The organism is Ferrovibrio sp., from assembly GCF_002796975.1.
In the GTDB taxonomy this organism is placed as follows: Bacteria; Pseudomonadota; Alphaproteobacteria; order Ferrovibrionales; family Ferrovibrionaceae; genus Ferrovibrio.
On the sequence record NZ_PEKV01000005.1, the window covers coordinates 64,238 to 90,183 of the forward strand.

Consider the following 25,946-nt stretch of genomic DNA (forward strand, 5'->3'; position numbering starts at 1 on the left):
AAGATGCTCACACTGAAGTAATATGTAATTTTCAAAAAAAGGGATTTCGCGAATATTAAGAAGGGGGGTGTGACATGCGCATAATTCGGCCATATGGCGAAAGTCGGACTGAGCGTTCTGATCACCTAAAGCGAGTCTTATACGATAAGACGCAGAGCCGAGAGCGGCATGAAATCGGCCGATATGCTCAGGCGCATGGCGAACTCGTTATCGCCCAATGGATATCAATAATCGATAAGATCGCGACAAAGCCACAAGGAGAACAGGGCGCAACTGAAGAGCAATACAAACTGCGAGATAGATTGGGGGAGGCAGCTTGGACCCGTCTTAAGGCCGACGGTCGACTAGAGCTTGATGACGCAAAGCGGGCAGAGTTTCTGTCAGCAGTTTGGAATTTCAAGATACACCCCTACGGGGAGCGTAGATTCAAACCAAAGCAGCCGCGACACGGCAATCTCGGATCGTCTCCATCCGCGCGCGGGCGCTGGTATATGCGGTTTGCGGGTGACACCTCACCTGAGAGGGTCAATGCAGAGGATGTAGTTCAAAGAATATCAGAGCATTTGTATTCGAGTGAGTACCGCAAATCGGCAAGTGCAAAAAAGAAAACAACAGGCCTGATCGCTGCCCGAGCGGCCAGCATAGAGAAAAACACTCTGCGTGCGCTTCCCAACTCCACTGCAGGCTGGAGCAAAAGTGACGAAGCCCATTATGCTAAATTTGGAGACGTCGCTGCAGAAATCCACAGTGCAGTTGTCGTCTTGGAGCGTAGCGGTAAGCGGGTCTCGTTGGAGGTTGCGGGGCGTGTCTTGTTCGAGCATTGGCCCAAGGTCTTCTTTGATCCATTGAGCCGAAAAGCGCTCGGGATCGCTGATGCTAGAAACTCACATCCAGGTTTGTTCAGCCTGCATATGGCGGTCAAGGATGCCTATGCACGGGTTCTCAAGCGGCACAAAAAAGGCGCCGGCGCCGGTGCGCGGAAAGGCTCTCAGGCAACCGCTAGGCTCTCAGTCATCCTTCCAAAGGATATGCCTGGACTTATTCGGTTGATCACTGCTCAGAAAGACAATCAAAACATTAATCGTCAGATCCGGCTTGGCCGAATACTACACTATACGGCATCAGGAGAATGGAGCGATAGCACGACAGCAGTTGATGCCAAGTGGCCAACAGACATATTGGAAAGTCCATTTTGGGCTAGCGATGGGCAAGCCAAGATTAAGCGCGCTGAAGCATTTGTCCGGGTGTGGCGACATCAAATCGCGTTGGCCAGGCTGACTTTGACGGACTGGGCATCCATGCGGAAGCCGTTGAGTCGAGACATCCTCGGTGACCGCGCTGCTGCCAACCTAGTCATTCATCAAGACAATTTCAGTTCGGAACTTTTTGACCGAAAGGCTGCGCTCCTATTTGGCGTACAATCGAAGATATTTGCAGCCGACGACGCCTCGAAGAAAGAAGTATTGAAGTGCGTGATCGAGGAAATGAGTGAGCTCAGAAACCAAGCCTTCCATTTTAAGGGGCTTCGCGAATTCCTAGTGAGCATTGATCGCTTATCATTTAGTGATCTTGTCCAAAAGAGCGCCCGCCAGATTTGGGAGGCTGATTCATCGCGTCGGAGTCACAGATTAAAGGAAACGCTCCGTGCAGCTCATGCGGAAGTATATTTCTCCGCAACTCAATGTGAGGCCTTGTTAAGACGGGTGACTACGCAAGTCGACAGTGACCTACCACTCCCACGGTTTTCACGACTCTTGCGGCGCGCGAAAAGTTGCCCGGACAGAGCGGCTATAAAACTCCCGCCGCCGGCCAATCGTAGTGATCTTGAGCAGCCATGGCGGCTGTGTCAGTACACTGCTTTAAAGCTCCTATATGAGCGACCATTTCGCACATGGCTGGAGGCGCGCTCGGCCGACGAGTTGAACGCCTGGATAGGAAGGGCGGTGCAGCGGGCAACTGACGCCGCACATAGCCAGAATTATCGGAAGTACAAGCTTGCTCAAAAAGTCATCTCAGCCCGAGCATCATCATTACCAAGGCCGACTAAAGGGCAGAAGATTCGAGACTTTTTCTTCGCCCTTTCGTCTGCAACGGCCTCCGAAATGCGAGTGCAGCGGGGATACGAAAGCGACGGCGAAAAGGCACGTAATCAGGCAGACTTCATAGATAATTTGCTCTGCGACGTAATGAGTCTTGCTCTGTGTCAATTTATATCGAGCGAGGCGTTTTTATGGATTCTGATCGCCCCGGTGGATCCATACCTAGTAGGCAAACGAAAATGCCAACTCGATGCTTTTGAACTTCCTATTCCGTCCTTCGAGGCGAAAGAATGGCAGGTGTCATTGTATTTCCTCCTTCACCTGATCCCAGTTGGTGACGTAGCGCAGCTTCATCATCAAGTCGCCAAGTGGGAAATAACCGCCGGGCGGGATGAGGGCATAGAATTGGAGGACATGAACCGAATCCTGCGATTGCAGACCACACTAAAACTATACATGGACATGCACGATGAAAAATTCGAAGGCGACGCAAGACTAGAGGGATGCGAAGGCTTTCGAGATTTATTCGAGACTAATTCTGGATTCGAACAAGTCTTCCCCAAATCGTCCAGTCCCGATGATGATCGTCACTTGCCGCGAAGGGGCCTGCGGGAAATCATGCGTTATGGCCATCTCCAGATGGTGATGGGATTCCTTCCGAAACAAAAAATCAGCGATGGAGAAGTAGCGGAGTACCTAGAAACGATGCGGGCAAGCGGGCCCAATGGGCAGTCGGAGATCGCAATTCATCAGGCACAAAGAGAGGAGCTGCATGAGAAGTGGTCAAGGGCCCGACCGCAGCTACTTTCCGGTGATGAATATCGGGCCTATTGCGAAGTGCTGACAAAAATCGTGAAGCACCGTCAGGCAGCCGCGCGTATTAATCTCACCGCCATAGTTCACTTTCACCACCAAGTGATGACCTTACTCGGCCGCCTTGCCGATTTTTCCGGCCTCTTCGAACGAGACCTGTACTTTGTAACACTGGCAATCTTGTATCAGTACGGCCTCAGTCCCCAACGAGCTTTTGAGGACAAAGGTCTTGGCTATCTCAAGGAAGGCCGGATATTCAAAGCATTGGAGAATTTGATAAGTGAGCATAAAGGGAAGATTAAGGTCGAATTAAAGCATTACTTTGGACCGGAATGGGACTCGTGGGATGGGCGGCGGGGAACTCGTAATCGCCTCGCGCACTTCAATATGCTTCGTTCACACGCTCCGAGGCTAGATATGACGGAGTGGGTGAATAGCACGCGCCGTTTGATGAGCTATGATCGAAAGCTGAAGAACGCCGTCAGCCAGTCGATTCGAGAAATGATGAAACGCAATGGTATCGAACTTTCATGGCAAATGGATACTGGCGGTAAGAATCACGAACTTACGAGCGCGGTAGTGTCTTCTGCCAGCGTCGTGCATTTGGGCGGAATCCGACTTGTTGAGTTTTCCGGCTCAGCGTCGAATTCGAACAAGACCCAAGCGATCACGGAAGCCCTACACGGAACACCTTACGTACAGATGGTTGCCGCACTATTTGGTGGCAAAACGCAGCAGTTTGACGATATCACAGGCCGCGATTTGTCGAACATTGATTGGCAAAGTACGGAACGGAAGGCTCAAAATACCGGGGGACGTGGTGCTATGGGCACTCTGCGCCCGCGCAGGGAAGAAAAAGTGCGCCGAGAATAAAATTCTCAACTATGATTGCTTATAAGTATCTAATACTTGGATGAGATCACCCCCAAATCGTGGGGGACTATACCTGGTGCCTTCCGTGGTTGATGAGAGCGCCGTGCTTAGATCACCCCCGTATTGAGGGGGACTGCACCCGGTCTTTCCCCTATCGCATGGAGGGGCGCTAGACTGAATTCACGCCGTATTGAGGGCGACTGTTTCCGAGAGCCGGCAGCGCCGTAGCGAAAGATGCGTCGAGAATCAAGATATCGATAACGATTGCTAGTTAGGTGCCAGCGTCTGAGTCCAGATGACCCCCAGATTGAGGGGGACTACATCCCGCCTCGCTGCGTGTCGTGTCGTGTCGGTCATGGAGTCCAGATGACCCCCAGATTGAGGGGGACTACACCCTGTCTCCTGTTCGGGCTAGAGGGAGTCCAGATGACCCCCAGATTGAGGGGGACTACACCGCTTTCCCGGAGTTAGTGTGGTGCGTTGCTGATCGGGACGCACCCAGATAGAAGGGAAATATCTCGCCGGGTTGGTCGGCTTAATCTTGAGGTCAAATCCAGAAACCCCCAGATTGAGGGGGACTACACCACTCATCCTTGGCCTCCAGTGTTATAGGGGGTTCTAGATGACCCCCAGATTGAGGGGGACTACACCAGAGGGCTTGCGGTTAGACATGAGGGCTCGATGCAGATGCTCCCCAAATTAAATGCAACTGCATCCTCATTCCTTCATTGCGCCGGGATAACGAGCACACTCATCGTGGCCGCCATAACAGCGCGAGTAAGCCCCTCGAATTTGGAAAATCCATGACCAAATGAACGAGCGCTACATCTGGACCGCTGGGTTATTGCTCATTGAGAAGTGCGCCGGACATGCCCACTAACGTTGCCTATCAAAAGTAGGCTCGCGATGCTTCGAAGACAGCTTGATCGGGTTTAAAGCGCGTATGATCTGACGTTGCGACACAACAATGGCCATGGCCAGCGGGTCCGTCGATGCCTCATAGATCAGAAAATCCCGCCACGTCTTGAACGCCAGCACCAGCAGCGATTTCCGCTGCCGCTGCAGTGTCAGGTATCGACGCCAGAGCCTGGCCTGGCCTGGATGGCTAGTGACAGGCCGCTTCCGGTATTGCTTACGCGGGCCGCTCACCGTCCTTTGGCGTGCCGCCGGCATCGGCCTGGCAGCAGATCCTAGGCCCGCCGCCCGCTGCTGCGCCGCGCGTCTGGCAGCCAGGATCTGCTGCGCCTGGCGGGAAGGGGCCTGGAACGCTCCCAGGCGCTTCTGCAGGGCGGCCTTGGAATATGCGCGGCCGATGGTGCTCGCTTTGATCGATGCGCCACGTTTGCCAGGATCCAGCACCAGGCCGTTGCCCTGCAGCCGCAGTTCCAGCCCATGTCGTGCCAGACCGACATGCAGATCCTGCCATGATTCGGACTGACGAAAGACTTTAGACAGGTCGTCATTTTGCGGCGCGGATCCGGCCTGACCTGGCTGACGATCGTTCGCCCGATCGCCAGAGCGCTTGAGCTGATGATCGGCGGCTTGCTCCGCCGTGCGATCGGCAACTGGCGGCTGAAACTGGCCAAGCCGAGTTTCAAGAGATTTCATCGACAGAAGCCGGTCAATCGAGCTGGCCTTTACACGATGCTTCCCATTCGCATCAGCAATCACCATGCCATTGCCGTAAGGCTGCAGCTGAAGGCTGAAACGCGCCATGCCGTCATGCAGATCCTGCCAGGTCGACGACTGATCGAGCGCGGTCACCAGCTCGGCTTTATTCTCGCGCACATAGCCGTCGAAACTCTGCTCCCAGGTGTGCGCCTCTTTATCCAGGGCGCGCTGCGGCCGCCGTTCAGATTGCAGCTTGTCAGAGCGGCCAAGATCGACCTTCAGGCCATGTTTCTTTTCCATCTCGCGGCTGACAGCTTCCAATGTCTGGAAATCACGCAGCGGCGTATGAGCTTTCAAGGTGTCAGGATGGATCTTGTTGATCGCAATGTGCATGTGGAAGTTATAAGTATTCACATGCGTTCCGATAACGCGCTGGTGCTCGGCATAGCCGAGCGATTTGGCAAACTCGCTCTCAATATCCTTCAGGACATCGAGCGGCGGATGCTCGTCCCGGAACGAGATCATCAGATGGTAGGTCTTGCCGATCTTTGTGCGCTGATTGAGTGCTTGCGTAGCCTTGACCTCAGCAATGGCCAGATCTAGGTCATCGAGGCCGTCGCCGGCATTGCAGTTCTCAATCCAGAAGGATTCCAGCTTTTCGCCATCATCCTTGGCAGCTGCGATGTAATTCGCCAGGCCGGCGAAATCGTCGTTCTCAGGCTCGATATCGATACGCTTGGGAATCACGGCTGCGGCTGCAGATCACATCGAAAGGACACGTTCGCGGACCTGGGCGACAAGGCCGACACCCAAGGCTTGCTCTTGTTGGGCGGTGTAGGCGAGGGCGGCAACACGAATGTTGTGCCGCCGCGCATCGAGGATCTGCTTTTCTGTGTCCGTCAACCGTGACTTATCAGCGTTCAGTAGGCGCGCGTTGTGCGATTGGAAGAACTGCCGGGCTGCATCGCGCGGCACGCCGCCAATCCGGCTCTTGGCATTTCCGTGGCTGGCATCGATGGCCAGGTACAATTCCGGGTCTTTCACTAAAGGCAGCATTTTCTGCGCCTGGCCCAGCTCGGTCAGAGCAGCAGCCAGGCTAGAACGCATCGAGGGGCTGTTGCTGTAAAAACGCGCATCGTTTTTAAGGAAGCCGGCCTCTGCAGAAAGGATCAGATCGACATCGCCCGACTTGCCGATAGCCTTTGTGGCCTGCAGAAGCATGTCCTGGCTTAGACGGTACTGCTTTGCTTCCTTGCTGCGCTCGCGGCCGATATAGGCGGCGCGTTCATTCACCATGCTCTTAGCCAGGCGGACCAGAAGCCCCTGGTTGGTATCAGGCGTCGACATGGCGATCCAGCCAGCCCTTGCCGAACTGGCGGTCGGCTTCATCGGTACGGAGGCCCATGGCTCGCACCTGGTCGGCTCCCAGAAAGTCCTTCAGCCAGAGCAGCGACTCTGCGGGGTAGATCATCTGGCGCATCAGTCGATCTTCCTCAGCTTCATCGCCACGACGCGCAGCGTCGAGCACCAGCGGTAGAAGCTCATCATTCTGAGCAAAACGATTCAGATCAGTTTCGGAATACTCAGCCATTAGTTCAGCTCCCTGACTTTCGATTTAAGCAAAATCTGTGTTTCGCGGATGCTATCAAAGAGGCCGCGAAAATCCATACCGTCGGGTAGGACTAGGCTCTCATCATCGAGAATTAGCTTCATAAGATTCCCAAGACGGGCCAAATCGGCATTGATCCTCAACAGATCGCGGACGATCAGATGCTTGTCGTTCGCTGCCATGGGCTGCCGGCCTGACGTAAGCCTACAGACCAACTCAGAGAATGACTGCCCTGTGCGCTTGGCCAGGGCTTCCAGATCGGCCTTGTCATGCGGAGTGGGGTAGAATTTCGCCAGCACGCGATTTTTGAGCGGCATTCTCTGACCCTGCTGCCGCCGCTTTAAGCGCTGACCTGGTTGGACGGCAACGCCGGCATTTCGCCGGAGCTGGCTGACCAGATCCAGGACGCCAGCTTGCTATCCTGGGCGAGGGTGGACACCTCGGCCGAATACTCGTCGCTGGAGCCTGGCGGCACGACGTACAGCGCAGTTGGTGCCGGTTGCGTGTCTATCGCCACCGCGCAAGCCAGAGGCTTGGAAGAAGGCAGATTGTACCGCAGGCCCTTCATAAAGCGCCTACCGCTGGCAGCCAGGCCGTCCAGCACCATTTTCTCATAAACGCTGTCAAACGGGAGCCAGCTATCCGTAACGGTCATCAGGGCAGCTTCCTCGACAGAAGCAATGCCGGTTTGCCCAACGCTGAAAGTGGCGATTACCAGCAGCTTCGTGCCCTCGATGCCATCCCAGAGTCCCAGTTCGACCGCGAACCGCTTCACCAGCCGCTTGTGTATGTCGTCGTTGAGCATGAAATGGCAGTCAGGAAGGTGTTTGAGGACGATCTTGTGGCCGTATCGGCTGGGGGACAGCTCCTTGACCTCCCCGATCACCATCATCAGCCGCCTGGTTCCCTTTGTCGGGCTGGCCACCTTGCCAAAATGGGCAACACGGCGTGCGGTAGCTTCGGCGTGACGTTCAGCGTTGAAGGCTTCCGGCATATACAAGATGTCGACCAGGTTGACGCCCTTCGCCGATTTCTCAGCGGCAGCCTGCATGAGATATTTGCGGATCACGAACCAGCTCCGCTTGCCCGCCATCGAGGGCGACCAACGATTGAAGCCGGCTTGCTCCCACAAATAGTGAAGTACACCGCGCAGCGTGAGTTTGCTGCCGTCGGTCTTGACACTGTCGGCCTCGCCGTCGCCGGGAACCGGCGCGGCACGGCCGCCAGTCTTGGAAAGTGAAAAATCGAATTTTAGTGCTGTTATCCCCGTATCCGGGCTTTCCTGGATGGCCGTGCCCATCACCTGGCCCAGTCCGGACAGCTCTGCAGGCGGATCGTAGGAATCACATGAAGGGTGGTGAGACCCGCCAGAGTCCGGCATCCGCTTGATGATGTGCTTTCCCTGGATCCTGGCAACGTACATTTCGACGCCGGCAGCGATGCATAAGCAACGGGGCCGAGTCTTAGAACCACGAACTGCAGCCAAGGCCTGATCGAAGCCAGAGTCATCCGAACGGATCTTCGAAGTTCCGACAAGGTACATCATTTTGAGGCTTCCTCTGGAGCGGTGTGGGCGAACGCGGCCGTTCCGGATAGCCGCGATTCAATCGCGCGCGCCAGATCGCTCTCATAGTGGGAGAGTTCGAACCGCCGCTCCTGATCGCTTAGCCAGTACAATCGGCGCGCTTCAGATTCGCAGAATTCTGACAGGTTTTGCTGCTGCTCTTTTAGACGGCTAGGTAGCGCCATACCAAGGGCGCGATATATCTCGTTGGTCTCAAACGAGTGAAAGATAATCTTGCCGGCATCGATCCGAAAATTATACGCAAGCAGTTCTTTGATGCGGCGGAGGCGAAAACATGCTTCAGAAAGGCTGATGCCGACGGGGCGGACTGTCACCTCCCATGGCGTATCCTGACCACCGACATCGCTGGTGTCTGTATCTTCCAGACTGACCAGCTCGAAGGCATAGGGCGCAATATTAGTCATGGCTGCCAACCTCCGGTCAAACGTCTTTGCTCGGAATGGCAACCACGAGGGCAGCAATCAGATCGGCCGCTCGATTTGAATCCATCCGTCTTGCTTTGGCAAAAGCTACAGCTAGGTCGGAGAAAACCTGCTCTGTGGTGTCGTCAGCCAAACTGAGAATACCGGCGTTGCCGGCAACGGCCTCTGAAATGTCGAGAAGGCGGCCGAGCCGACGCTGAAATCGTGGTGACCGCAGTTTGAGAACCTCGATCTGGCTTTCGGCATACATGATGGTCGTATGGTCGCGGTCACCGAACAGCTCGCCAAGAGCAGGAAAGCTCAGGCCAGTAACCTTTCGGGCAACATGAATCGCTGCGGCCCGAGCGTGGAAAGCCGGTGTGCTCCTGTCGCGGCCGACGAGCTGGGAGTGCGACACCTCGAATATGCGCGAGGCATAGGCGATGATCTGCAGCACGCAGGTTTGCTTTTCCGTAAGGGAAGGGGCGGCCGATACATTCGGCCGCCCGATCAGCGCATTCACAGCCCCATTCCCCGAACGAGCTGCGCGGCCTTATGGAACAGGCCTGGCTGCCTTTGCTTCTCCACTGCCGCTTCAAGCTGCTTTTTCAGTTCTGCGCCGACAGCCTTCTCACCCCTGACATCATGCAGATCGTTCCAATCTGTGAGTCCCATTTGCTTCTCCTCAGCTGTAAGAGGCGGGAGGAGAACTTGCGAACCGATGGCCTGTGCTGCTTCCTGTGCCTTGAGCCACCCGACATTGCCCATGGGCCGACCTTCGAGTTTGTGGTCATTGTCGGCCGCGATGGCAAACTTTCCATCAGGGTATCGATCACGAAGCGCCTGACTGACAGGCAGCAGATTGCCGGCGTTGAAAGCCACGACAACGGGTTTGCCGGTTAATTGATGTAGAGTCGCGCCTGTCGCAAAGCCTTCACAGACGATAGCGGTATCTCGACCGAGCTTGTTGCCCGGGTCGATAACGTACATCAGGCCCTTTTGTCGGCCGCCGGCAAGAAACAGCTTCGACCCATCGCGGTCGATAGACTGCAGGGAATGAATTTTGCCATCGATATCACGGCAGGGAACAAGCAGCTTCCCATCGGCATCGATCCGGAGTCCATGAGGAAAGACCCCCTTGTCAGTGAGATAGGGATGATCCTTTCCGACCATGTCAGGTCTATCACGGGCTAGCTCTGCGGCCCTCGCACGGAACCAAATATCCGAGGCGAGGATTGCTGCGGCCTCTTGTCTGGTCAGCAGCTCTTGCTTCCGCTGTTCGCCGCGTGACCTGGCTTCAACCTGCAGCGCCTGGCGTTCAGCTGGACCAGGTATGTCGATATCCGACACCCACTTGTGAAGTTCATTGGTCTTGAAGTTCTTGAGCTGGCCATTGGCACGACCATCGGGGAAGCCACGATAGGAAGCCGTAAGGACTCCCGGCTTATCGTCATCAAGCGGCGCTCGATGCCAGGAGCCATCCATGACGGGAACACTTTTGAGCACAACCCCATGCTCGCGCAGGAATGCTCCAAATTCCTCTGCAGGGGAAGCAGCTGTGACGCGGGCAGGAACATTGCCAGTGCGCCATTGTCTAACGGCTTCTATGTCCGGGCCCTCATGGACATACCAGCTCTTATGCGTACCATCCCACCTAGCACCTGCAGCTTTCGCTGCTTCCTTTTCCTTGAAAGGCACCTGCAGCCAGATCTTCGGCAGTCGCTGCAGGTTTTGCGCCTGCTCTGGCGCTTCGAGCTGCTGTTCTTCCATCTTCGTCGCCTTTCTCTGAGCCTGCATCTCTTGTTCGATTTCCTGGCGCTTGCTGGGATCGAGGATCCATGTCGCAATACGATCCGCGTCACGGGCCGCCTGAAACAGAGCATTCCGGTCGTCTTTGAGCACTTTTAGCCAGGAGGCGGCATAGGAGGCATGCCGCTCGGGGAAATGGCCGATTGCGAGCTGACGAGCCACCATGTGGCTGGAGATTTCCGCCCTTAATTCCTCGCGCGCATAGACTTCCGATCCGAACGGTCCAAATTCGCGATCCATCCGGGAGCGGTGACCAGTAGCGTGGCCCAGCTCGTGGAGGGCCGTGGCGTAGTAGTCATAGGCAGTATCGAAAGCCGACATGGGCGGCAAATGCATCTGATCTGACATGGGGCTGTAGAACGCCCTATCGCTTTGATCATTGAGAAGCTTGACGCCAGATTCCTGCAGGATGCCGTCAGCTGAAACAATCGGGTCGAAGAATAGCTGGTTTGCCACGTAAGGCGGCATTTCCTCGACCTGTTCGGCGTTGAACACCTTGGCGTAAAATACCGATGGCCTGGTGAGCTGTACGTCGCGGTAGAACTGTTCGCCTCGGGCATCCAGAACCGGATTGCCGGCGTCGTCACGAACGGCCTCACGCTCCGACCATTTCCAGTATTCGATGGTGGTGGCGCGCTCGCCTTTGCGAACCTGGGCACCAAGAGCCTCGGCTTGATTGTAGGTCAACCAGCGAGGATCTGAATAACCCTTCATTTCCAGCCAGAGTCGGTTGATGCCCTGGTATGGCTTATTGGTCGCCGGATTGAATGCTCGGTCCGCGACGATCCCCGGTTTCCAGGGCTTCTGCCAGGGTGCGGTGCCTGCCTCAATCTGCTTGTAGATTTCGTCTGCGACTTCGTCGCGCCAGGACGGCCGCTGAGTGGATTTATCCTTGCTCATTCGCCGCCTCCCTGGTCGTCGCCGGCGACGGCTGCCAGGCGGCTGTCATCCGCCGCTTGGTCATCGAGCGCTTCATCACGGAAAGCGCCCATGACCATGGCCAGTTCGGGATCGACGGCCACGACGAAGCCCTGGGAAGCTGCCTGGGCGACCATAGCTGCCTCTACATTCCGTAGCTCTTTGGGAGGTAGAGGGTTGCTCACGCTGCCACCTGACATGCATTTTCTCCTTCGTTGGTTGCATTGGACGGTGCGGGAATCGATGACCGCTGCCTTAGCGTGCGGTTCTTGAAAAATAGAAACTGCCGGCCGTAGATGGCTGGTTGGCCAGCTACGAAAATCAGCATGTCGCCGGGCACAACACGGCCAAACCGGCCTTTGCGAAGGCCGGGCAGACTCATGCACTCATCGGGCGTCATCAGATTGCGTCCGACCTCAGAGATACTTTCCGAGATATTGCCGGTCAGCTCGCCAGCCTTTGAGGATCTGGACCGCTTTCGCTGTACCAGCGTGGTTTTACCCGTCAATTCCGACAGGGCCTTGGCTGTGTCGTACTTGTTGGGCGCATAGGCCACACGGATATGGCAGTTGCTGGTGATCGCTTCATCTTTTCCGTATGCGTCCTGGCTCTGCAGCTGGGCAATATCCTGGACGATGATGAATGCCTTGAGGCCATAGCCGGCCATGTACGCCAGCGCTTCCTGGAAAATGTCTAGTTTCCCAAGCGACGTGAACTCATCGAGCATGAGGAGCAGGCGGTACCGATAATGTTTAGTTGGCTGGCCAGCACTAAACGTCAATTCCGGCATGAGCCGGTTGAGGATCTGGTTCAGCATAAGCCGGTAAAGCGGCCGCAGGCGCTTAATGTCTTTCGGCGGGATCACGAGGTAGAGCGAAACAGGCTTGTCGCTGTTCATCAGATCCGCGATGCGGAAGTCACAGATCGAGGTATTCCGGGCAACAATCGGATCGGCGTATAGCGACAGGTCTACCTTTGCTGACGAATGCACGCCGCTGCGTTCATTCGGTGCGCGCTTTTTCATGCCGCTTGCCGCAGCTCTCACGACCCTGTTTGCGACGGCGTCGCCGTGCTCATACTGCGTCATGTCGTCAAGCAGCGCTTTAAAGCTGGCATCGCCATCGCTGCCGGCGACTTCAATTTCGTCACCGCCAACCGACATAAATTCATGAACATCTGCGAGCGTGGCGATTTTCTCACCGCCGCTATCGCGATAAACGACATACAGCACATGGAGGATGGCGGCCGTGAGCCAGCCCCAACCCTCCTTCATCCAGAAGTCTTTTAGGCCTTTGCCCTCGGGATCCACGATCATGCTGGCGATGTTCTGGGCGTCAGCCACCTGGTACGGCGATCCGATGCGGACCTCTGCAAGCGGGTTGTACCTGGCTGAGCCGCACAGGGCGGCGGGGTCAAAGCGCAGGACGCGGTGGCCGATAGCGTTTCGCCAACCGGCCGTCAGGGCGTAGTTCTCGCCCTTGATATCCAGCACCAGGGCGCTTTCGAGCCATGAGAGCAGGGTGGGCACGACCAGGCCGACGCCTTTGCCCGACCTGGTCGGCGCATAAGCCAGAATATGCTCAGGACCGTTATGATGCAGGGGGCGGACCCGCAGATTGCCCTTCCAGCCACCTACCACGGCTCCAACTGAGCCAAGCAGGGCGGCTCGCCTGGCATCGCCCATGTTCGCCCACCTTGCGGAGCCATGGGTATTCCGGGCATCACGGCCGCCATGGAGGGTGGTCGTGTCGGCTCGTGCGATCAGCATCGCCGCCGCGCCCATGACGACGACGCCGGCAGCGCCTGTCCACCACACGGGGTATAGGAGATTCGACGGCAGGCCGCCGGTCACCATGATGGTCTTGAGAAGCCAGACCCACCACCTCGGATCCAGCGAATTAAAGCCTACCGCCCAATGCCACTGAATCCCGATGGCGACCAGAGTCAGGAGGAACACGACGACGAATGAAATTCGAACCGCAATCATTGTTTTTCTCGAAAGTTATGCCGCCGCCAGCAGGAAATTACCGTCTTGCAGGATGAACCTGTCGTTCCGAGGCTCGTAAATGTCAGTAATGCGACGCCAGCCGTCGCTGCTGCGCTTGATCTGCACAACTACGTCGACCAGCTCGCGCAAAAACTCAGGTACTTTCGGCATGTGATTGCCTGACCAGGCGATGTTCTGCTCGAACTTGCGATTGATCGCCTGGTGCGTGCTTTCGGCATGGATCGAGCACATGAAGCCCGTCATGCCGCTGTTGAGGATCGCTAGCGCGACAAATGCATTCTGGGTGGAGATCTCGCCCAGGATGGGGTGATCGGGTGTGGCGCGCATCAGATGGTCGTATATCTGCCGCCAGGTAATCATCCCGGCACCAGTGCCTTCCTCACGGGCGGCGATCAAACCAACCCCATCCCAGAACCTGCCCAGATGCAGCTCAGGCGTATCTTCGACGCCGATAACGCGCCGATCCTCCGGGATGCATTCCAGTAGCTTATTCAGAAGGGTCGTTTTGCCAGTATTTGTGGCACCCGAAACGATGATGTTCTTTTCGGCGCTGACAGCGCCGATGAGATAATTCCTCACAGCATCATTCACCCCCAGCTGTTGCCAGCTGGGGCTAAACGGATGCTTACAGCGGATAGCCAGGGAAAGGCCGGTTTGGACAGAAGGACCAACCAAACACTCGAAGCGGTGACCGCCAGGCAGGACAGTTGACAGCTTCGGCTTGGTATCTGGATCGAATACCAGGCCATGCCAGTTGCCGAGAGCCTTGCAGATCGTTTCGATCACCGACAGCGATAGCTCAGGGCATTCAATCTGACGCTTACCATCGCCGCGCCGGTCGGTCGTGACGACTTCCTGCCGGACCATCCGAATCTCAATAGTGCTGGGATCTGAGTAATGCTGCGCCAGCGGCTCAAGCAGCCGGCGCAGCATCAGGTCAGATCCATGAACGGGAGCATTCATGGTGCTGACCAGGCTCAATACGGGCAGGGCGGCAGGAACATCTGCTGCACCGGAGGTCCGGGAGGGCCAATGTTTGTCCAATGCCAGTTGAGCACCTGGCTATCCATTATCCCGCCGTTGCCAGAGTACCAGCCGCCAGAATCGAACGAGCAGGTGTTACCTACAATCTGGCCAGTCTCAGTGTTTTTGAGTTGGTGTTTCTGAATTAATCCAGTCACCCACATTCGCTGGTACCAGTAGTCTTGTTGGTTGCTGTCCCCAACGGTGTGAAACAGTTGGTAGTAATATCCGGTCGTGAGCCGCCGGTTATCTATGAGCGTGGTAACGCAAACATCGACTGGGCCGGCCGGCGTGCCAGCGCCGATAACCTTGTTGTAAATCGTGTTGTCCGAGCGCTTCCATTGCTCAACCTTATTGGTCTCGCGAAGTGCATCGCATCCTTGGTATGTCGAGGTTCCGGTCGGAACGGTACTGGTGCCCTGCAGCTCATAGGGAAGCTGCACAGCCCCGGGCAGAACCTCGCTCACCTTGATATCAAACCGGCCAGAAGCAGGTTCGATGTAAACGGTCGTTTGTGCATAACTATAGAGCTGGCCATCATGGTTCTGATAACCGGTGATCTGAACCTTATGGACGTAAACGGACTGCGAGTTCTGGCACTGGCCGAGATACTTCCGGCTGCCATTGTCGAGGAAGAAGAACCGCTCTTGCCCATAGGACCGCGCTGCCGCCATGTCGTGCTGCCACAGTGACGGGTCTGTGCAGCCGTCTGTCGTAGACTGGACAGCCAGAGTCGATGTGTCTGGCGTGCAATCAGTGATGAACTGGCTGAGAGAGCCGACGGTGATTCGCAGCCTGCTCTGTAAGGCAACGGTGCTGGCGTTCTGATCGATGACGGGTTGGCAGATATAGGCCCCACCGGCATCCGTGTAGACTTTGGTTTGCGGATACTCAGTGCCATTGTCCGCGCAAGCGCCGGCCTGATAGGTGACGCCTTCCAGTGTGTAATGATGCGTTCCTTGCTGAAAGCTTTTCGAGTTGGCGAAATCGTGGCGGATCGAGCAGCCGTTCGTTGTCGCCACCAGCTGAACGGCTGGTTTTGCCTCAGAAGCTTCACAACCACGAACCTGAACCTCGCGGTTGCTGGCATCCATGTAAACCAGCGTCGCTCTAGGCGTCGCCAGCTTGCCTACATAGTCAAGCGAGACAGTGCAGGAGTCGTACTTCTCGACAATGGGAAAAATCTTGTCGGCATCCGGAGTGCAGTCGGTGACTTCTTTGGTCGCGCCACCCTCATCAACATAATAGAGCTTGAATTGTGCCTGGGATTTCCGGGCGTCCAGATCGATTTGATCGCTGCAGACGCTGTAGCTGCGCAGCAGCGGGAACCCCTTGCTTGAATCACTGCATTCGGTCTCAGACTGGACCGTGCCGCCCTTTGAGGTAATCGACTTGTTCTGTTGGACAGCCCTCAGCTGCGCCAGGTCGACGCGGATCGGGCAGCCATCCGATGAAACGCGCACGGATTCCTCCGGCGCTGGTGCCACTGACACTGCAGAAGGCGTCTGATAGTTGCCGGCAAGGTCGTTCTGGCGCTGGCCGCTATTCGACTGCGGAGCGGCGGCCTGCTGAGTTGCCTTGGCCGGCTCTTCCTTTTTCTCCTCTTGCTTGGCGGCAGCAAGTTTCTCCAGGGCAGCCCGGAGCTGAGCGCGATCACCTTTCACCAGCACATCGGCCGCAGGATCCAGCTGCGGCTTTGTCATATCGAATTGGGCGGTGAAATCTGTCGAGTTCAGAGCTTCCTGGCGGCCGTTTTTCTCCACACCGACCAGGACGACCTGGCCAATTTTCTTGCTGTTCACGTCGACATATCGGGTGTAGCCCTTGGCAGTAACACCATCAGTCAATGTCCGCTCGATCCCTGGCACGTTCAGCAGGGACAGATCGATGGCGCGCGGTTCGTTAAGCGGAACATCGATGGCGGTCCTGGCCTTGGTCAGGATCTCCACCTTTTCAGCCAGAGAGGGTGCCTCCGGCAGAGCGGAAACAGGCTTGGTTTGGGCATGCGCCCCGATCGCCATTGTTCCAATGATCGTCAGAACGATGGCGGCAATGCAGTTGATGACAATTCTAGTCATGGTCTTCCCCTTGCTTACTTGCTTGAAGGTTTGGCGGCCGAGCTAGCCAGGTCGGCTGGTGGCGGAGCAGGGCCATCCTCGATTCGGCGGATGTACCAGTCCTGGGCAGGTCGGATCTGCGCCCGTGTACCCTGCGAAATTGTGATGATCGGCATGAGGTTGATGTTGCGCTCCAGATCGGAGGCGGCGATCTCGCCCAGCTTTTGGCTCAGCTCTTGGGAGCCCTTATCGGCAATGGCCGAGGTGGTGCTTCCAGATGTCGTGGTGGCAGTCGTGGTGGTGGTGGTTTGCGTTCCGACTGCAGTGGCCAGGCGCACGCTGGCAGAGAGGCCGGCGAGAATGAACGCCGTGCCATAACGCTCCCAAAATCGGTTATCTACATCGCCAGTCACCCCACCACGGCCCTGTACGTCAGCCACGGGCGCTGCGAGCTGCAGGATCTCCGAGCGGTATTCGGCCATGAGGATCCGGGCGCAATTGAATGACAGCCTGGAGTCACCCTGCCGGCGAGGGCTGCTGTAGTCGCAGACCATGCGGGAGCCTTTCGGAACCAGGAGATTGCGGCCGTGATAGCCAAACACGTCCCGGCTCACCTGAAGGATGACCTGGCCGCCGTTCTTGCTTTCGATCTGGCTGTTAACGCCAGTCTCGAAAATGACGCTGATATAGCGGTCGGTTGTGAGGATCCGCGAGCTGTCGACCGGGAGGCCTGAGATCCTGCCGTCGTGATGGTATTTCTCCTGGATCTGGGGTGGTGGCGGCGACAAGTTGACATTCTGAATGCCGGCGTTGGGCATGCCGGACGTGATGATCGATTCAGCGGCAGTGTGCGGAGCCAGCTGGAAGCCGCCAGAGGCACGCCTGGCCAGTGTTGACGCCAAGGCCAGGCGATATGGATTTGGCGGAGGTGTCACGACCGGGGCCGGTGCGGGTGGCTGCGGTGCCGACACAGTGCGCTCGATCACCACAGGCGGCATTGCCGGCGACGGAGGAGGCGGCGGCGGCGCGGGCGGCGCGGGCTTAAAATTCCACGCTGCCTGGTCGTCGGCCGGCAGTGCCGGCTGCCGGTCCGGCGCTTGCGGTCCACACATGCCACCGAACGTCAAGCCAAGGGCCACTAAGACGTCACAGAGGGCCATCAAACGCCCCTGTACTCAATGCAGATGAAGCTTAGGCCGGATTTCAGCGTGATGAGGCGCTGCGTGCTCTCGACGACGAGAGTTGTACCGTTGACGCGGGTGTTGACCGTCTCATCGATGCCGTCCACCACGATATAGGCGGTCGGAAGTTCGATATCCTTCCACTTATCGCCGAACCGGATGTAGGTGAAATAGTCGTCCCTAAAGACAGTCTCCGGCTTCAGCTCATTGCTGCCGCGAAGGCTGTAATTGCCCCAACCCCGCAGCCTGTCGGGGCTGAAGGCAGCCGTTTGAACAAAGTCCGGCTGCTTTTGAGAGCTGCTGACGGCCTTGGCCGCTTCCGCCAGTGCTGCCGGTGTTGGTGATTTAGAACTGCTTTGATTACGCGGTTTGGTGATGCCGTTACCTGCAGGTTCAGTCGCATCCTGGTCTACATTGTCCTTCGAGGGTTCGGTTTCGCTCGCCAGCGGTGCAGGTTTAACGATGCGAACATGCCCCTCGATCACGAACCGCAGATCCGGGACGTTCCGACTGTTGATGCTCTCAGTGCGGAGATAGATCGGATATGTCTGGCCAGACTTGCCGTAAACAATGAGATTTGTATCGATGCCGAAACCTTGCGGCCGAACGGCAATCCGACGATCACCACGCTTTACGACTTCGAAGTTCTCAGTATCGCCGTTGTCCCAATTCTCGATCTGCTCACCTGTCGGCAGCTCGATCAGGGAGACCATGTATTCACGCAGGCGGACCTTATATTCGCAGTCGTTGCACATCTGCGCTTTGAAGGTGCCCTTGGCTTTGTCGCTGTCCCAGGCTTCCTGGACCTGACCGCCAACCGCGCCCCGCTTCATTGCCGTAAACTTGCCCTCAGCCTGGTCTGCCGCCTGGCGCACCATGGAATCCGGGACCGGAACGGCCGTGACCGGCCCTAGCGGTGCCGGCGTCGGGATTCCTGACGAGGATCCGCCGAGCACACGCGGACCGCCAACCGCCGTCTGAGCCGTGGCAGACGCAGCAGCCACCAACACGCCAACGGCGACCACGACCCAGAAAACCGCAAAGTCCAATGCGAACAGCGGCCCGGGGCGGCTGCCTTCGGCAGCCCGCTTCTCCGAACGGTGCAGCTGGTACGCCATGAGAGAGAATGGAATGAAGCCGACCAGTAGGCACCAGCGCATGAGATACTTGTCGCCTACGAGCAGCCCGAACATGCTGGCCGCCAGGCACACCAGAGCAGCAATCAAAACTAGATAAATCATGCGTTAGCCCTCTCCTTGAGAGACATTTCCAGCACGGTGAAGCCATGCGGGTTTTCGTACTTGTCGACGGGATGGACCCGATGTGGTCGGGTGGTGATGTTGAGGTATGCGCGCAGCTTCCTTTGCTCGACCAGGACGCCGTTGCGCTTATCGATCTGCAGAAGCTCGACCGAGTATTTGTAGGTGTTGCCGACCGCTTCGATGCGTTCGGCGGTTTCGATCATGATTGAGCGCGTCAGGCCGCCCTTGATCTCTTTCTCGACCTCGGCCTTCCGGTCCTTGGTAAATCGCTCAAAATACTTGCCATCCGCCACGCGCGAGCAGAAGCGCATGCGCTCGACTTGAGTAACGGAGTCAATTTCCAGGCATTCGCGGACATACCGCTTCGCAATGCCTTCCATGGCCACATCGAAGCCGTAGACGTTTTTCGCGATAGGCTCGATACGATAGATTTTATCGTTGGCATCGTAGGAACGAACCAACGCTACTTCCGTTGTTTTCAGCGGAATCATGGTCGCGATGGCATTGGCCAGAACGACGATCGTAAACAGCAGCGCGATATTTGTGCCGGCCGAAATCCTAAGCAGCCAGGCTAACCGACGATGAGCAACCTGGAAGCTATAGGGATCTGCTTCATTCACTGACTGGTGCTGATCGGTGGGAACGACGGTGCCGGCTCCGGCGACAGTGCCTCGCGCCCGCTTGGGGAATGGAGGCAGCTTTAGCTTCAAGAGGCCCATACGAAGCCCCTGCTGTTAAAGTCGATCTCGGAACAAGCGCAGGGGCTTTTCCGCATGAGGTCACTGCCATTGCCGTCATTGGCTGGCATTTCAACGCTCTTGCCGGAAACGGTGCAGCCGACCAGGAGAAGCAGGAATAGGCCGACTGCGAAACCGCCCGCTAAAGCAGAGAGCGACTTCCTGACCAAGCCCGGCTTCCGAGGTGTGACCTGAATAAGGGATGTTGTGTTCAACGCGGTTCTCCTGGCTTAGGGCTTGGGGGGCTGCTTGGTGGCCTTCTGCAGCAGCGCCTGGACGTGATCGCCGATGCTCTGGCCATTGAACTTGAGTTCGCCGGTTTGCGAGTTCATTCCGATGTTCGGAATCATCGACAGTCCTTGGCGGCCGTACTTGAACAAGGCCGCGCCCGTAGCCGCTGTGCCGGCCGTGATAATCGCGGCCGCCTGATTTGTGAGCTGGGAGCCAGTGATCGAATTGGCGATGCTCGTCGCCTCAGTCATGAATGCTGTGCCGAGCCAGCCCAATGCGACAGCGAGGACGAATTTTGCGTTGTTGATGCGAGCGAAATCAGCGGCTTGATCGAGCGGCATGTCGTCGAGGCCAAGACGTGTGACCCCGTAAAGCATGATGCCTAAGGCAAGGGTGCTGCCGAAAAGCACCATGAATGATGAAATTACTGTGCGAATGCCCTTGGTGGCGATCTCGCGGCCCCAGCCGAAACCAAAACCCAACATCATAAATGGGCTGAGTGTAGCCAACATCGTGATGCGGAAGATCGATACTACGACCTGAGAGAAGTAGACGATCAGTACTAGAAAGTACGGTACGATCAAAACAATCGCGAAAAGTACGGGCAGCCAGTTCGTCCACCCGACAGTCTTTGCGATGGAAAAGGCCATCTGAAAGACGGAAACAACTCCTTCTTCTGCAACGCATACCAACTCGGTCATACCGGCACCTAGAGACTCGGTTGAAGGCGCGGGCGCGCCTTGTACATCTTTGTTGGCGACTAGAAGCGCCGTTGCTGCCGCTGCGCCCATCATCTTCAGTGCAGCGATGAAAATGACGTTGACTAAGCCTGGTCCCGAACCAAAGAGAAGCAACGCGGAAATGAAGACGTAGATGCTTTCTTTGCCGAGGTCCGATACTGTTGCTTTGAGCAGAATCATCCGGTAACCGTGCACGATTACCCAGATTCCAATGTATGCAAGAAAGGCAGTTTGCATGGCGCTAACCAGAGCCATACTCAGTTCTTGGGTATATCCATTGGCCAGGTCGACATACTCAGCGACAATGTCGTCCGTGAAGCATTCGTTATTCATTGGCGTCACCCTGACTTTTTTGGGAATTGCCCCGGTAAGCGCTCAGGACTGGCGCTTCGGCAACAACGTGCATCGGGATAGCTTTTTTGATTTCGCTGCGGCGAAAGCGAATTGGACGGCCTTGAAAGGTGCCGAACAGCTCCAAAAGTACAGAAAGGCAAACTGCCCAGCAGGGAATGAGTACGAGCGTTGGGCAAAAAAGCTGGATACGGACCGCAAGGCCGCTATGAGCGATCTCGAGAATGAAAGAAATGCAGAGCTGATTAAGCGATGCCACGACCTGTACTTGATGGCGTACAAGTGGGACGAATTGTGGGGATATTGGAGAGCTGCCCCCAGCCGTATCAGGAAGTGGAATGACCTGGATCAGGCAAGCAATGCCTGCGCTGCAATACGACGGGGCAATATCTTCACAGGACAATGCAATGACTTGCCGGACTGGCAAGAGTGGCGAGTTGGAAATTGAATGCCACACTGGGTCAAGGTGATGCTCGATAAGCTCGACCTGGTTCTCGCGGACCCGGCCTGGGCTGTGCTGGCTTACCTTGCCCTTTCCCTGGCGGTCTTGCTGCCATATGCACAGCTGAGGAAGCGGGCGTTGGCGAGGATCGAAAGTGCTATGGCCGGAAGTCCCCAGAAGAAGGATTTGCTGTTGGGCATCCTCCACATACCCATGACAGTGCTGCCTATCATTCTGTTCTTCCCGCTTTTTCCCCTGACAATTTACCTGTTCCGTGAAAGTAACGCCGAGCCGGTCTTGTTCGAACGTAACAGTCACGGCGAGAAGCCGGCGCGCATAGTCCCCAAGAAGCGTAAGGGAATGAAAGACAAAAACCGTCCTATCGGCGGTAGCAAGGTCGCCGAAGGCATACTGCTCGACCTTGATCCCCATGAGGATCGCGCAGCGATAAAGATCGCGCGAACGCTGCGTAATCAAATTATTGATTGACGCTCTCACGGTGAACCTTCCTCTTCTGCCGCAAGGACGCTTTGCGGAGGCAAGGACGTAAGCGCCATATAAGTGGACTGCACCTTGAGCAGTTGCGCGAGGATCTGTGTCTGTTGGATATGCGCCCTAGCGATAACGACCTGTCCTTGGGCGATACTAGCAAGCCACTCGTTGCTTTCTTTTGCGGCGAGAACCGCCGTTTCCAAATCTGACGCAGCTTTGTTCATATCTTCAGCTCCGCGAATGGCCATGTCTGCTTGGCCATTTCCTTTCGCAGCCGCGTCGACTGCGATGTTGATGCGACGCGACTCTACGGCGCGGCGCATTTCATCTTGCTTTGCGAAGGGCTGGCCCTTCATCTTCTTGGGATCGAGCCACATTGCGGTCCGGTAGCCACTAGATGCGTGGCAGATCGAGCCCCATGACACATCGTCCATATCGACGCCGGGCATCAATCGGTCGAAATTGGGCATAAGGCATTCGGAATCCTGACGGAGCCTGCTGGCCACTCGCTGCAGGTTCAGCATCGGTATCGAGATTTGCCCCATCTTGCCGATGGCATTTGCCTGTTGGCGTGTCGCATTCATGATGGCGGTCAGCGCATCGATTTGCTGCTGCATTTTGGTGAGCTGTTCGGCCAACTTCGCAATCGCCGCCTGGTCGATTACCTGGTCTAGGGCATATGACGGCGTTGCTGTCGACACCAAAGCCGAAAGCAGCAGCGCAGCCGCGTAGGACTTCAAAGATGGTTTAGCCATTCGGCCCCCCATTGAGTTTTTAGATCGGCGATGACGCGGTTGGCTTCCGGGCCTGAGCGATAGAACCGAAGGGCATCACCTAGGATGGCCAGGTTCACATCGATGATCGCGCTTTCATCCAGGCCGGTAGTCGCATCGCGCTGGACTACTAGAGCCTGGCGCTGGCCCTCCTTTGTGTTGCCTGCGCCGAGGATGAAGCCAATCTGCTCTTCGTTCAGATTGAAGCGTTCCAGGCTGTCGCGACGTGCCTGGCTGTTCGGCAGGAAGATCAGGGTCGCGGTGTTGTCGAGAATTGCATCACTGACACCAGAATCGAAAAGTGCCTTCGGATCCTGGAAGCCAAGGCCGACAAATCCATCGAGCTTGCGGTATTCGCGGAACATCTCGATAGCCAGGGACTTGAAGCCGTCATTCTGTAGAAGCTTCGCCGCCTCATCGATGTAGATCCCGAAACCCTTGGTGTTGCTGGATGCCGAAATTCCAATAGCTGACGAAATGTGGGTGACGACGCCCGGTCCTGTTGCAGGGTCATCCAGGGCCTCGTTCATATTGATGCCGACCAGGTGCGAGGCTGCCAGGAAGCTTCCCAGGCTATCGTGGGGGGCATTCATCAGGTGGGAGCGAATGCCCTTGCTGCCCTTTCCGTCTACCACCCACGGCGCAATAGCCCGCCGCAAGTGAGTTCCACGTGGGAACGCAAATTCAAAAATCGTATTGAGGGTGCGGTTAGGTACTTCTGTTTTAAATACCAGCTCCACTGCATGGGCGAGGATCTCGTCATCCTTCTCACCGCGTTCATAATGACCAGCGAGGGCCTTTAGGATTGTGTAGATCCGCTGCCGGTTTTTAGCTGTGTCGTCGCCAACATCGAGCGGGTTGAGCTGAAGTTCATCGTAACCCTGATAAAGGCCGCCCATGGCCTCGATCATGAAGCGCGCGCCCTCTTTAGAATCGAAGACGTAAGAGCGGACGCCATTGAATTTGGCTAAGCCGCCCAGCAAGTGGATAATCAGCGTGGTCTTGCCTCCACCTGTCGGGCCAAAGCAGAGAAAATGGCCCTTAGACTGGCGCTTCTGAGAAACATGGAATTGAAGCGCATAGGCTTGGCCAGATGGCGTCCTGAAATACCGGACGGGCCTATCACCGAGCGGGCTAGTCGGCTGGCCTGTATATGAGTGATGGTAAGGCCAGATGGCTGCGATATTCTGCTCGCGCAGTATCAGCGGCCTGAGCAGACTAGTTGAGCTGGAAACGCGCCGCTGTTTTAACGACGGAATTCGAGCAAACCAGCAAAGTCCAGCACCTTTGGTCTCAACAGAATATTCTATTCGGCGGCTACCAAGTGTTTTGCAGATATCACCGATTAGGCGATCCAGCTCCGGTTCAGTTGAGCCTCGCGCCGTTATCTGGAGTTGGGTGGAGAAAACGGTGGTGTTGCCGGCAGCGAGCAGCGCTAGGGTGGCGACGACCTGGGCCAGCAGCTCATCGCTCTTGATGAATGATGATTCCAGCTCCTTTTTGCGGCGGCTGTAGAGTGCAATCGCTTCGTCGCGATCCCAGGGCTCGCAGATCTGTGCAATCTCAAGATCGCCTTGGATCGCCAGAATATCGGCCAATATTTGACCCGTGAGACTTTCGGGCCAGTCGCGGATCGCAATCGTCCGGTGGATCTTCAGATATGGAACGCGTGTAGAAATCGTCCCATCTGTCGTAACAATCAGATCAGCTGCCGGAATGCTTCCCGACATACTGCCTGAACGTCGTGTCAGATCATCGCGGAATTCACCCGAGACAAGGTAATTGACGAAGCAAGTCAGGGGGCATGGTGCTTCAGACGACTCAGGAGAGGATAGGAGCGCTGGCTTATACTGCTCCATCATCGACGTGACTTTGTCGCAGCCCTCTAATATCGCGGTTTTAGTCCTCCCTCCGATTACTACATACCAGTTGACGTAATAGGCCGACTGAAATACGGCGCGCTCAGCGTTGCCTATTTCTTTGAGGGTGCTGCTAGGCCACTCGGCTTGAAAGCCGATGTCGCGCTGGCGCTTGATGCCGAATATCCAGTGGTGGATACCAAGTTTACCTAAAGCATGATGCAGTGCTGCCCGACCGAGCAGCATTTGCTCCTGCTGCGGCATTACTTTGGCGTCATAACTAGTGCCGCGAATCTGGAAAACTCTAAACAGTCCGCCGCTTTTGACTCGGACTGACTGCAGATCTGGATCGATACCATCGATCTCCAGCTCGTTCGCGATCCAGTCCTGGGACACATCGCCCAGAAACAGCTTGCGCGTCGACGGCTCTACAAGCGCACCAACCGACAGAGCCGCAAGGCTGGTCATGATGACTTCACCCCACATTACGGCAACCTGTCGAGCTGAGTGGCACGGCCGGCAAGGAAGAACGCCGTCTTGCCCCGAGAAGCCCAAAAACGCGGGGTCGAGAACAGGTAATTGCCGAAGTGGCAATCTTGGTTGTTCTTGCGCCACAACCACGTCCAAAGACAGATCACGACCGCAAGGGAGGTGGGTATGGCCAGCGGAGCGAAGCCGACACCCACCATTAGGCCGAAGGTGCAGCCCATGCCGGCGATCACCAGGATCATCACCTTGGGCGGCAGCCCAAAGAGCGTCAGCGGCTTCTGAACGCCCGTGAACACGAAGCTACTGGCCTTCATGTGCCCATGCTCTTGCTGAGGTTGATCAGGCCGCGAATGATCGCCGGACCGGCCATGATGCAAATCCCGCCGACGATACACATGGCGAGACGCTGCCAATCCATCTGCCCCTTCAATGTCGCGATGATGCCGGCAACGATTACGCCGATGCCAACCAGGACCGCGCCCAGCGTGACAAGGCCCGCTTCGATATTACTAGCCGCCTCCACACCTGGTTCGACCCAGGAGTCATCAGCAGCAATAGCGAGCTGAGGAGCTGCGAACGTGACGAAAGCCACCGCGATCAAAAGGATCAACGACGGCAGGTATTCTGTGGGTTTACGCATTAT

The 25,946-nt window shown here is 56.5% G+C and carries 23 protein-coding genes; 3 read left to right on the plus strand and 20 right to left on the minus strand.

From position 1 onward, the window contains the following. Nucleotides 1-74: 74 nt before the first annotated feature. Complete coding sequence (gene cas13a, locus CTR53_RS05280) at nt 75-3,725, plus strand: type VI-A CRISPR-associated RNA-guided ribonuclease Cas13a (RefSeq protein ID WP_290809747.1); 3,651 nt, start codon at nt 75-77, stop codon at nt 3,723-3,725. 876 nt (nt 3,726-4,601) lie between these two features. Here cas13a and traI read toward each other — a convergent pair. The 16 genes from traI to CTR53_RS05360 form a co-directional block, all read right to left on the minus strand. Beyond that, nucleotides 4,602-6,083, minus strand: coding sequence for a TraI/MobA(P) family conjugative relaxase (gene traI / locus CTR53_RS05285; RefSeq protein ID WP_290809748.1), 1,482 nt, complete (start codon nt 6,081-6,083; stop codon nt 4,602-4,604). A 15-nt stretch (nt 6,084-6,098) separates the two neighbouring features. Continuing rightward, nucleotides 6,099-6,683, minus strand: coding sequence for a hypothetical protein (locus tag CTR53_RS05290; RefSeq protein WP_290809749.1), 585 nt, complete (start codon nt 6,681-6,683; stop codon nt 6,099-6,101). Then, nucleotides 6,670-6,927, minus strand: coding sequence for a hypothetical protein (locus tag CTR53_RS05295; protein WP_290809750.1), 258 nt, complete (start codon nt 6,925-6,927; stop codon nt 6,670-6,672). The genes CTR53_RS05290 and CTR53_RS05295 overlap by 14 nt, the downstream gene beginning before the upstream one ends. Beyond that, entirely contained in the window at nt 6,927-7,262 is a 336-nt protein-coding gene (locus CTR53_RS05300) for a hypothetical protein (RefSeq protein ID WP_290809751.1), read from the minus strand. The genes CTR53_RS05295 and CTR53_RS05300 overlap by 1 nt, the downstream gene beginning before the upstream one ends. Before the next feature lie 23 nt (nt 7,263-7,285). After that, complete coding sequence (locus CTR53_RS05305; protein WP_290809752.1) at nt 7,286-8,491, minus strand: DUF1173 domain-containing protein; 1,206 nt, start codon at nt 8,489-8,491, stop codon at nt 7,286-7,288. After that, nucleotides 8,488-8,934, minus strand: a complete 447-nt coding sequence (locus CTR53_RS05310; protein ID WP_290809753.1) for a hypothetical protein — start codon at nt 8,932-8,934, stop codon at nt 8,488-8,490. Before CTR53_RS05310 ends, CTR53_RS05305 begins: the two co-directional genes overlap by 4 nt. Before the next feature lie 16 nt (nt 8,935-8,950). Next, the gene (locus CTR53_RS05315) at nt 8,951-9,454 is read right to left on the minus strand and encodes a helix-turn-helix domain-containing protein (protein WP_290809754.1); all 504 of its coding nucleotides are present in this window, start codon (nt 9,452-9,454) and stop codon (nt 8,951-8,953) included. Continuing rightward, nucleotides 9,451-11,640 (minus strand): zincin-like metallopeptidase domain-containing protein, encoded by a 2,190-nt coding sequence (locus CTR53_RS05320; protein ID WP_290809755.1) that lies wholly within the window; start codon nt 11,638-11,640, stop codon nt 9,451-9,453. Before CTR53_RS05320 ends, CTR53_RS05315 begins: the two co-directional genes overlap by 4 nt. Further along, nucleotides 11,637-11,795, minus strand: a complete 159-nt coding sequence (locus CTR53_RS05325; protein WP_290809756.1) for a hypothetical protein — start codon at nt 11,793-11,795, stop codon at nt 11,637-11,639. The genes CTR53_RS05320 and CTR53_RS05325 overlap by 4 nt, the downstream gene beginning before the upstream one ends. A 44-nt stretch (nt 11,796-11,839) precedes the next feature. Continuing rightward, the gene (locus tag CTR53_RS05330) at nt 11,840-13,645 is read right to left on the minus strand and encodes a type IV secretory system conjugative DNA transfer family protein (protein ID WP_290809757.1); all 1,806 of its coding nucleotides are present in this window, start codon (nt 13,643-13,645) and stop codon (nt 11,840-11,842) included. 15 nt (nt 13,646-13,660) lie between these two features. After that, a complete protein-coding gene (locus CTR53_RS05335) occupies nt 13,661-14,599 on the minus strand; it encodes a CpaF/VirB11 family protein (protein WP_290809758.1) in 939 nt (312 codons plus the stop codon). Between the two features lie 44 nt (nt 14,600-14,643). Then, complete coding sequence (locus tag CTR53_RS05340) at nt 14,644-16,767, minus strand: hypothetical protein (protein WP_290809759.1); 2,124 nt, start codon at nt 16,765-16,767, stop codon at nt 14,644-14,646. A 14-nt stretch (nt 16,768-16,781) separates the two neighbouring features. Then, entirely contained in the window at nt 16,782-17,906 is a 1,125-nt protein-coding gene (locus CTR53_RS05345) for a TrbI/VirB10 family protein (protein ID WP_290809760.1), read from the minus strand. Beyond that, complete coding sequence (locus tag CTR53_RS05350) at nt 17,906-19,168, minus strand: TrbG/VirB9 family P-type conjugative transfer protein (RefSeq protein WP_290809761.1); 1,263 nt, start codon at nt 19,166-19,168, stop codon at nt 17,906-17,908. The genes CTR53_RS05345 and CTR53_RS05350 overlap by 1 nt, the downstream gene beginning before the upstream one ends. Further along, nucleotides 19,165-19,908, minus strand: a complete 744-nt coding sequence (locus CTR53_RS05355; protein ID WP_290809762.1) for a VirB8/TrbF family protein — start codon at nt 19,906-19,908, stop codon at nt 19,165-19,167. The genes CTR53_RS05350 and CTR53_RS05355 overlap by 4 nt, the downstream gene beginning before the upstream one ends. Before the next feature lie 248 nt (nt 19,909-20,156). Further along, nucleotides 20,157-21,230: a hypothetical protein gene (locus CTR53_RS05360; RefSeq protein WP_290809763.1), complete on the minus strand. Its 1,074-nt coding sequence runs from the start codon at nt 21,228-21,230 to the stop codon at nt 20,157-20,159. Between CTR53_RS05360 and CTR53_RS05365 the strand changes: the two genes are divergently transcribed. Together CTR53_RS05365 and CTR53_RS05370 are read left to right on the plus strand one after the other, a co-directional pair. Beyond that, nucleotides 21,202-21,696: a hypothetical protein gene (locus CTR53_RS05365; protein WP_290809764.1), complete on the plus strand. Its 495-nt coding sequence runs from the start codon at nt 21,202-21,204 to the stop codon at nt 21,694-21,696. The two genes, CTR53_RS05360 and CTR53_RS05365, sit on opposite strands and share 29 nt — an antisense overlap. Beyond that, nucleotides 21,697-22,179 (plus strand): hypothetical protein, encoded by a 483-nt coding sequence (locus CTR53_RS05370; protein WP_290809765.1) that lies wholly within the window; start codon nt 21,697-21,699, stop codon nt 22,177-22,179. 5 nt (nt 22,180-22,184) lie between these two features. Here CTR53_RS05370 and CTR53_RS05375 read toward each other — a convergent pair whose 3' ends face one another. Genes CTR53_RS05375 through CTR53_RS05390 form a run of 4 tightly spaced genes read right to left on the minus strand, consistent with a single transcriptional unit; the run spans nt 22,185 to nt 25,943 of the window. Further along, entirely contained in the window at nt 22,185-22,937 is a 753-nt protein-coding gene (locus CTR53_RS05375; protein ID WP_290809766.1) for a hypothetical protein, read from the minus strand. Then, complete coding sequence (locus CTR53_RS05380) at nt 22,919-25,282, minus strand: type IV secretion system protein VirB4 (RefSeq protein ID WP_290809767.1); 2,364 nt, start codon at nt 25,280-25,282, stop codon at nt 22,919-22,921. The genes CTR53_RS05375 and CTR53_RS05380 overlap by 19 nt, the downstream gene beginning before the upstream one ends. A gap of 17 nt (nt 25,283-25,299) precedes the next feature. Next, on the minus strand, nt 25,300-25,617 hold the full coding sequence (locus tag CTR53_RS05385) for a hypothetical protein (protein WP_290809768.1): 318 nt from the start codon (nt 25,615-25,617) through the stop codon (nt 25,300-25,302). Further along, nucleotides 25,614-25,943 carry a TrbC/VirB2 family protein gene (locus tag CTR53_RS05390; protein WP_290809769.1) on the minus strand — a complete coding sequence of 110 codons (330 nt, stop codon included), beginning with the start codon at nt 25,941-25,943 and terminating at the stop codon, nt 25,614-25,616. The genes CTR53_RS05385 and CTR53_RS05390 overlap by 4 nt, the downstream gene beginning before the upstream one ends. Nucleotides 25,944-25,946 lie beyond the last annotated feature (3 nt).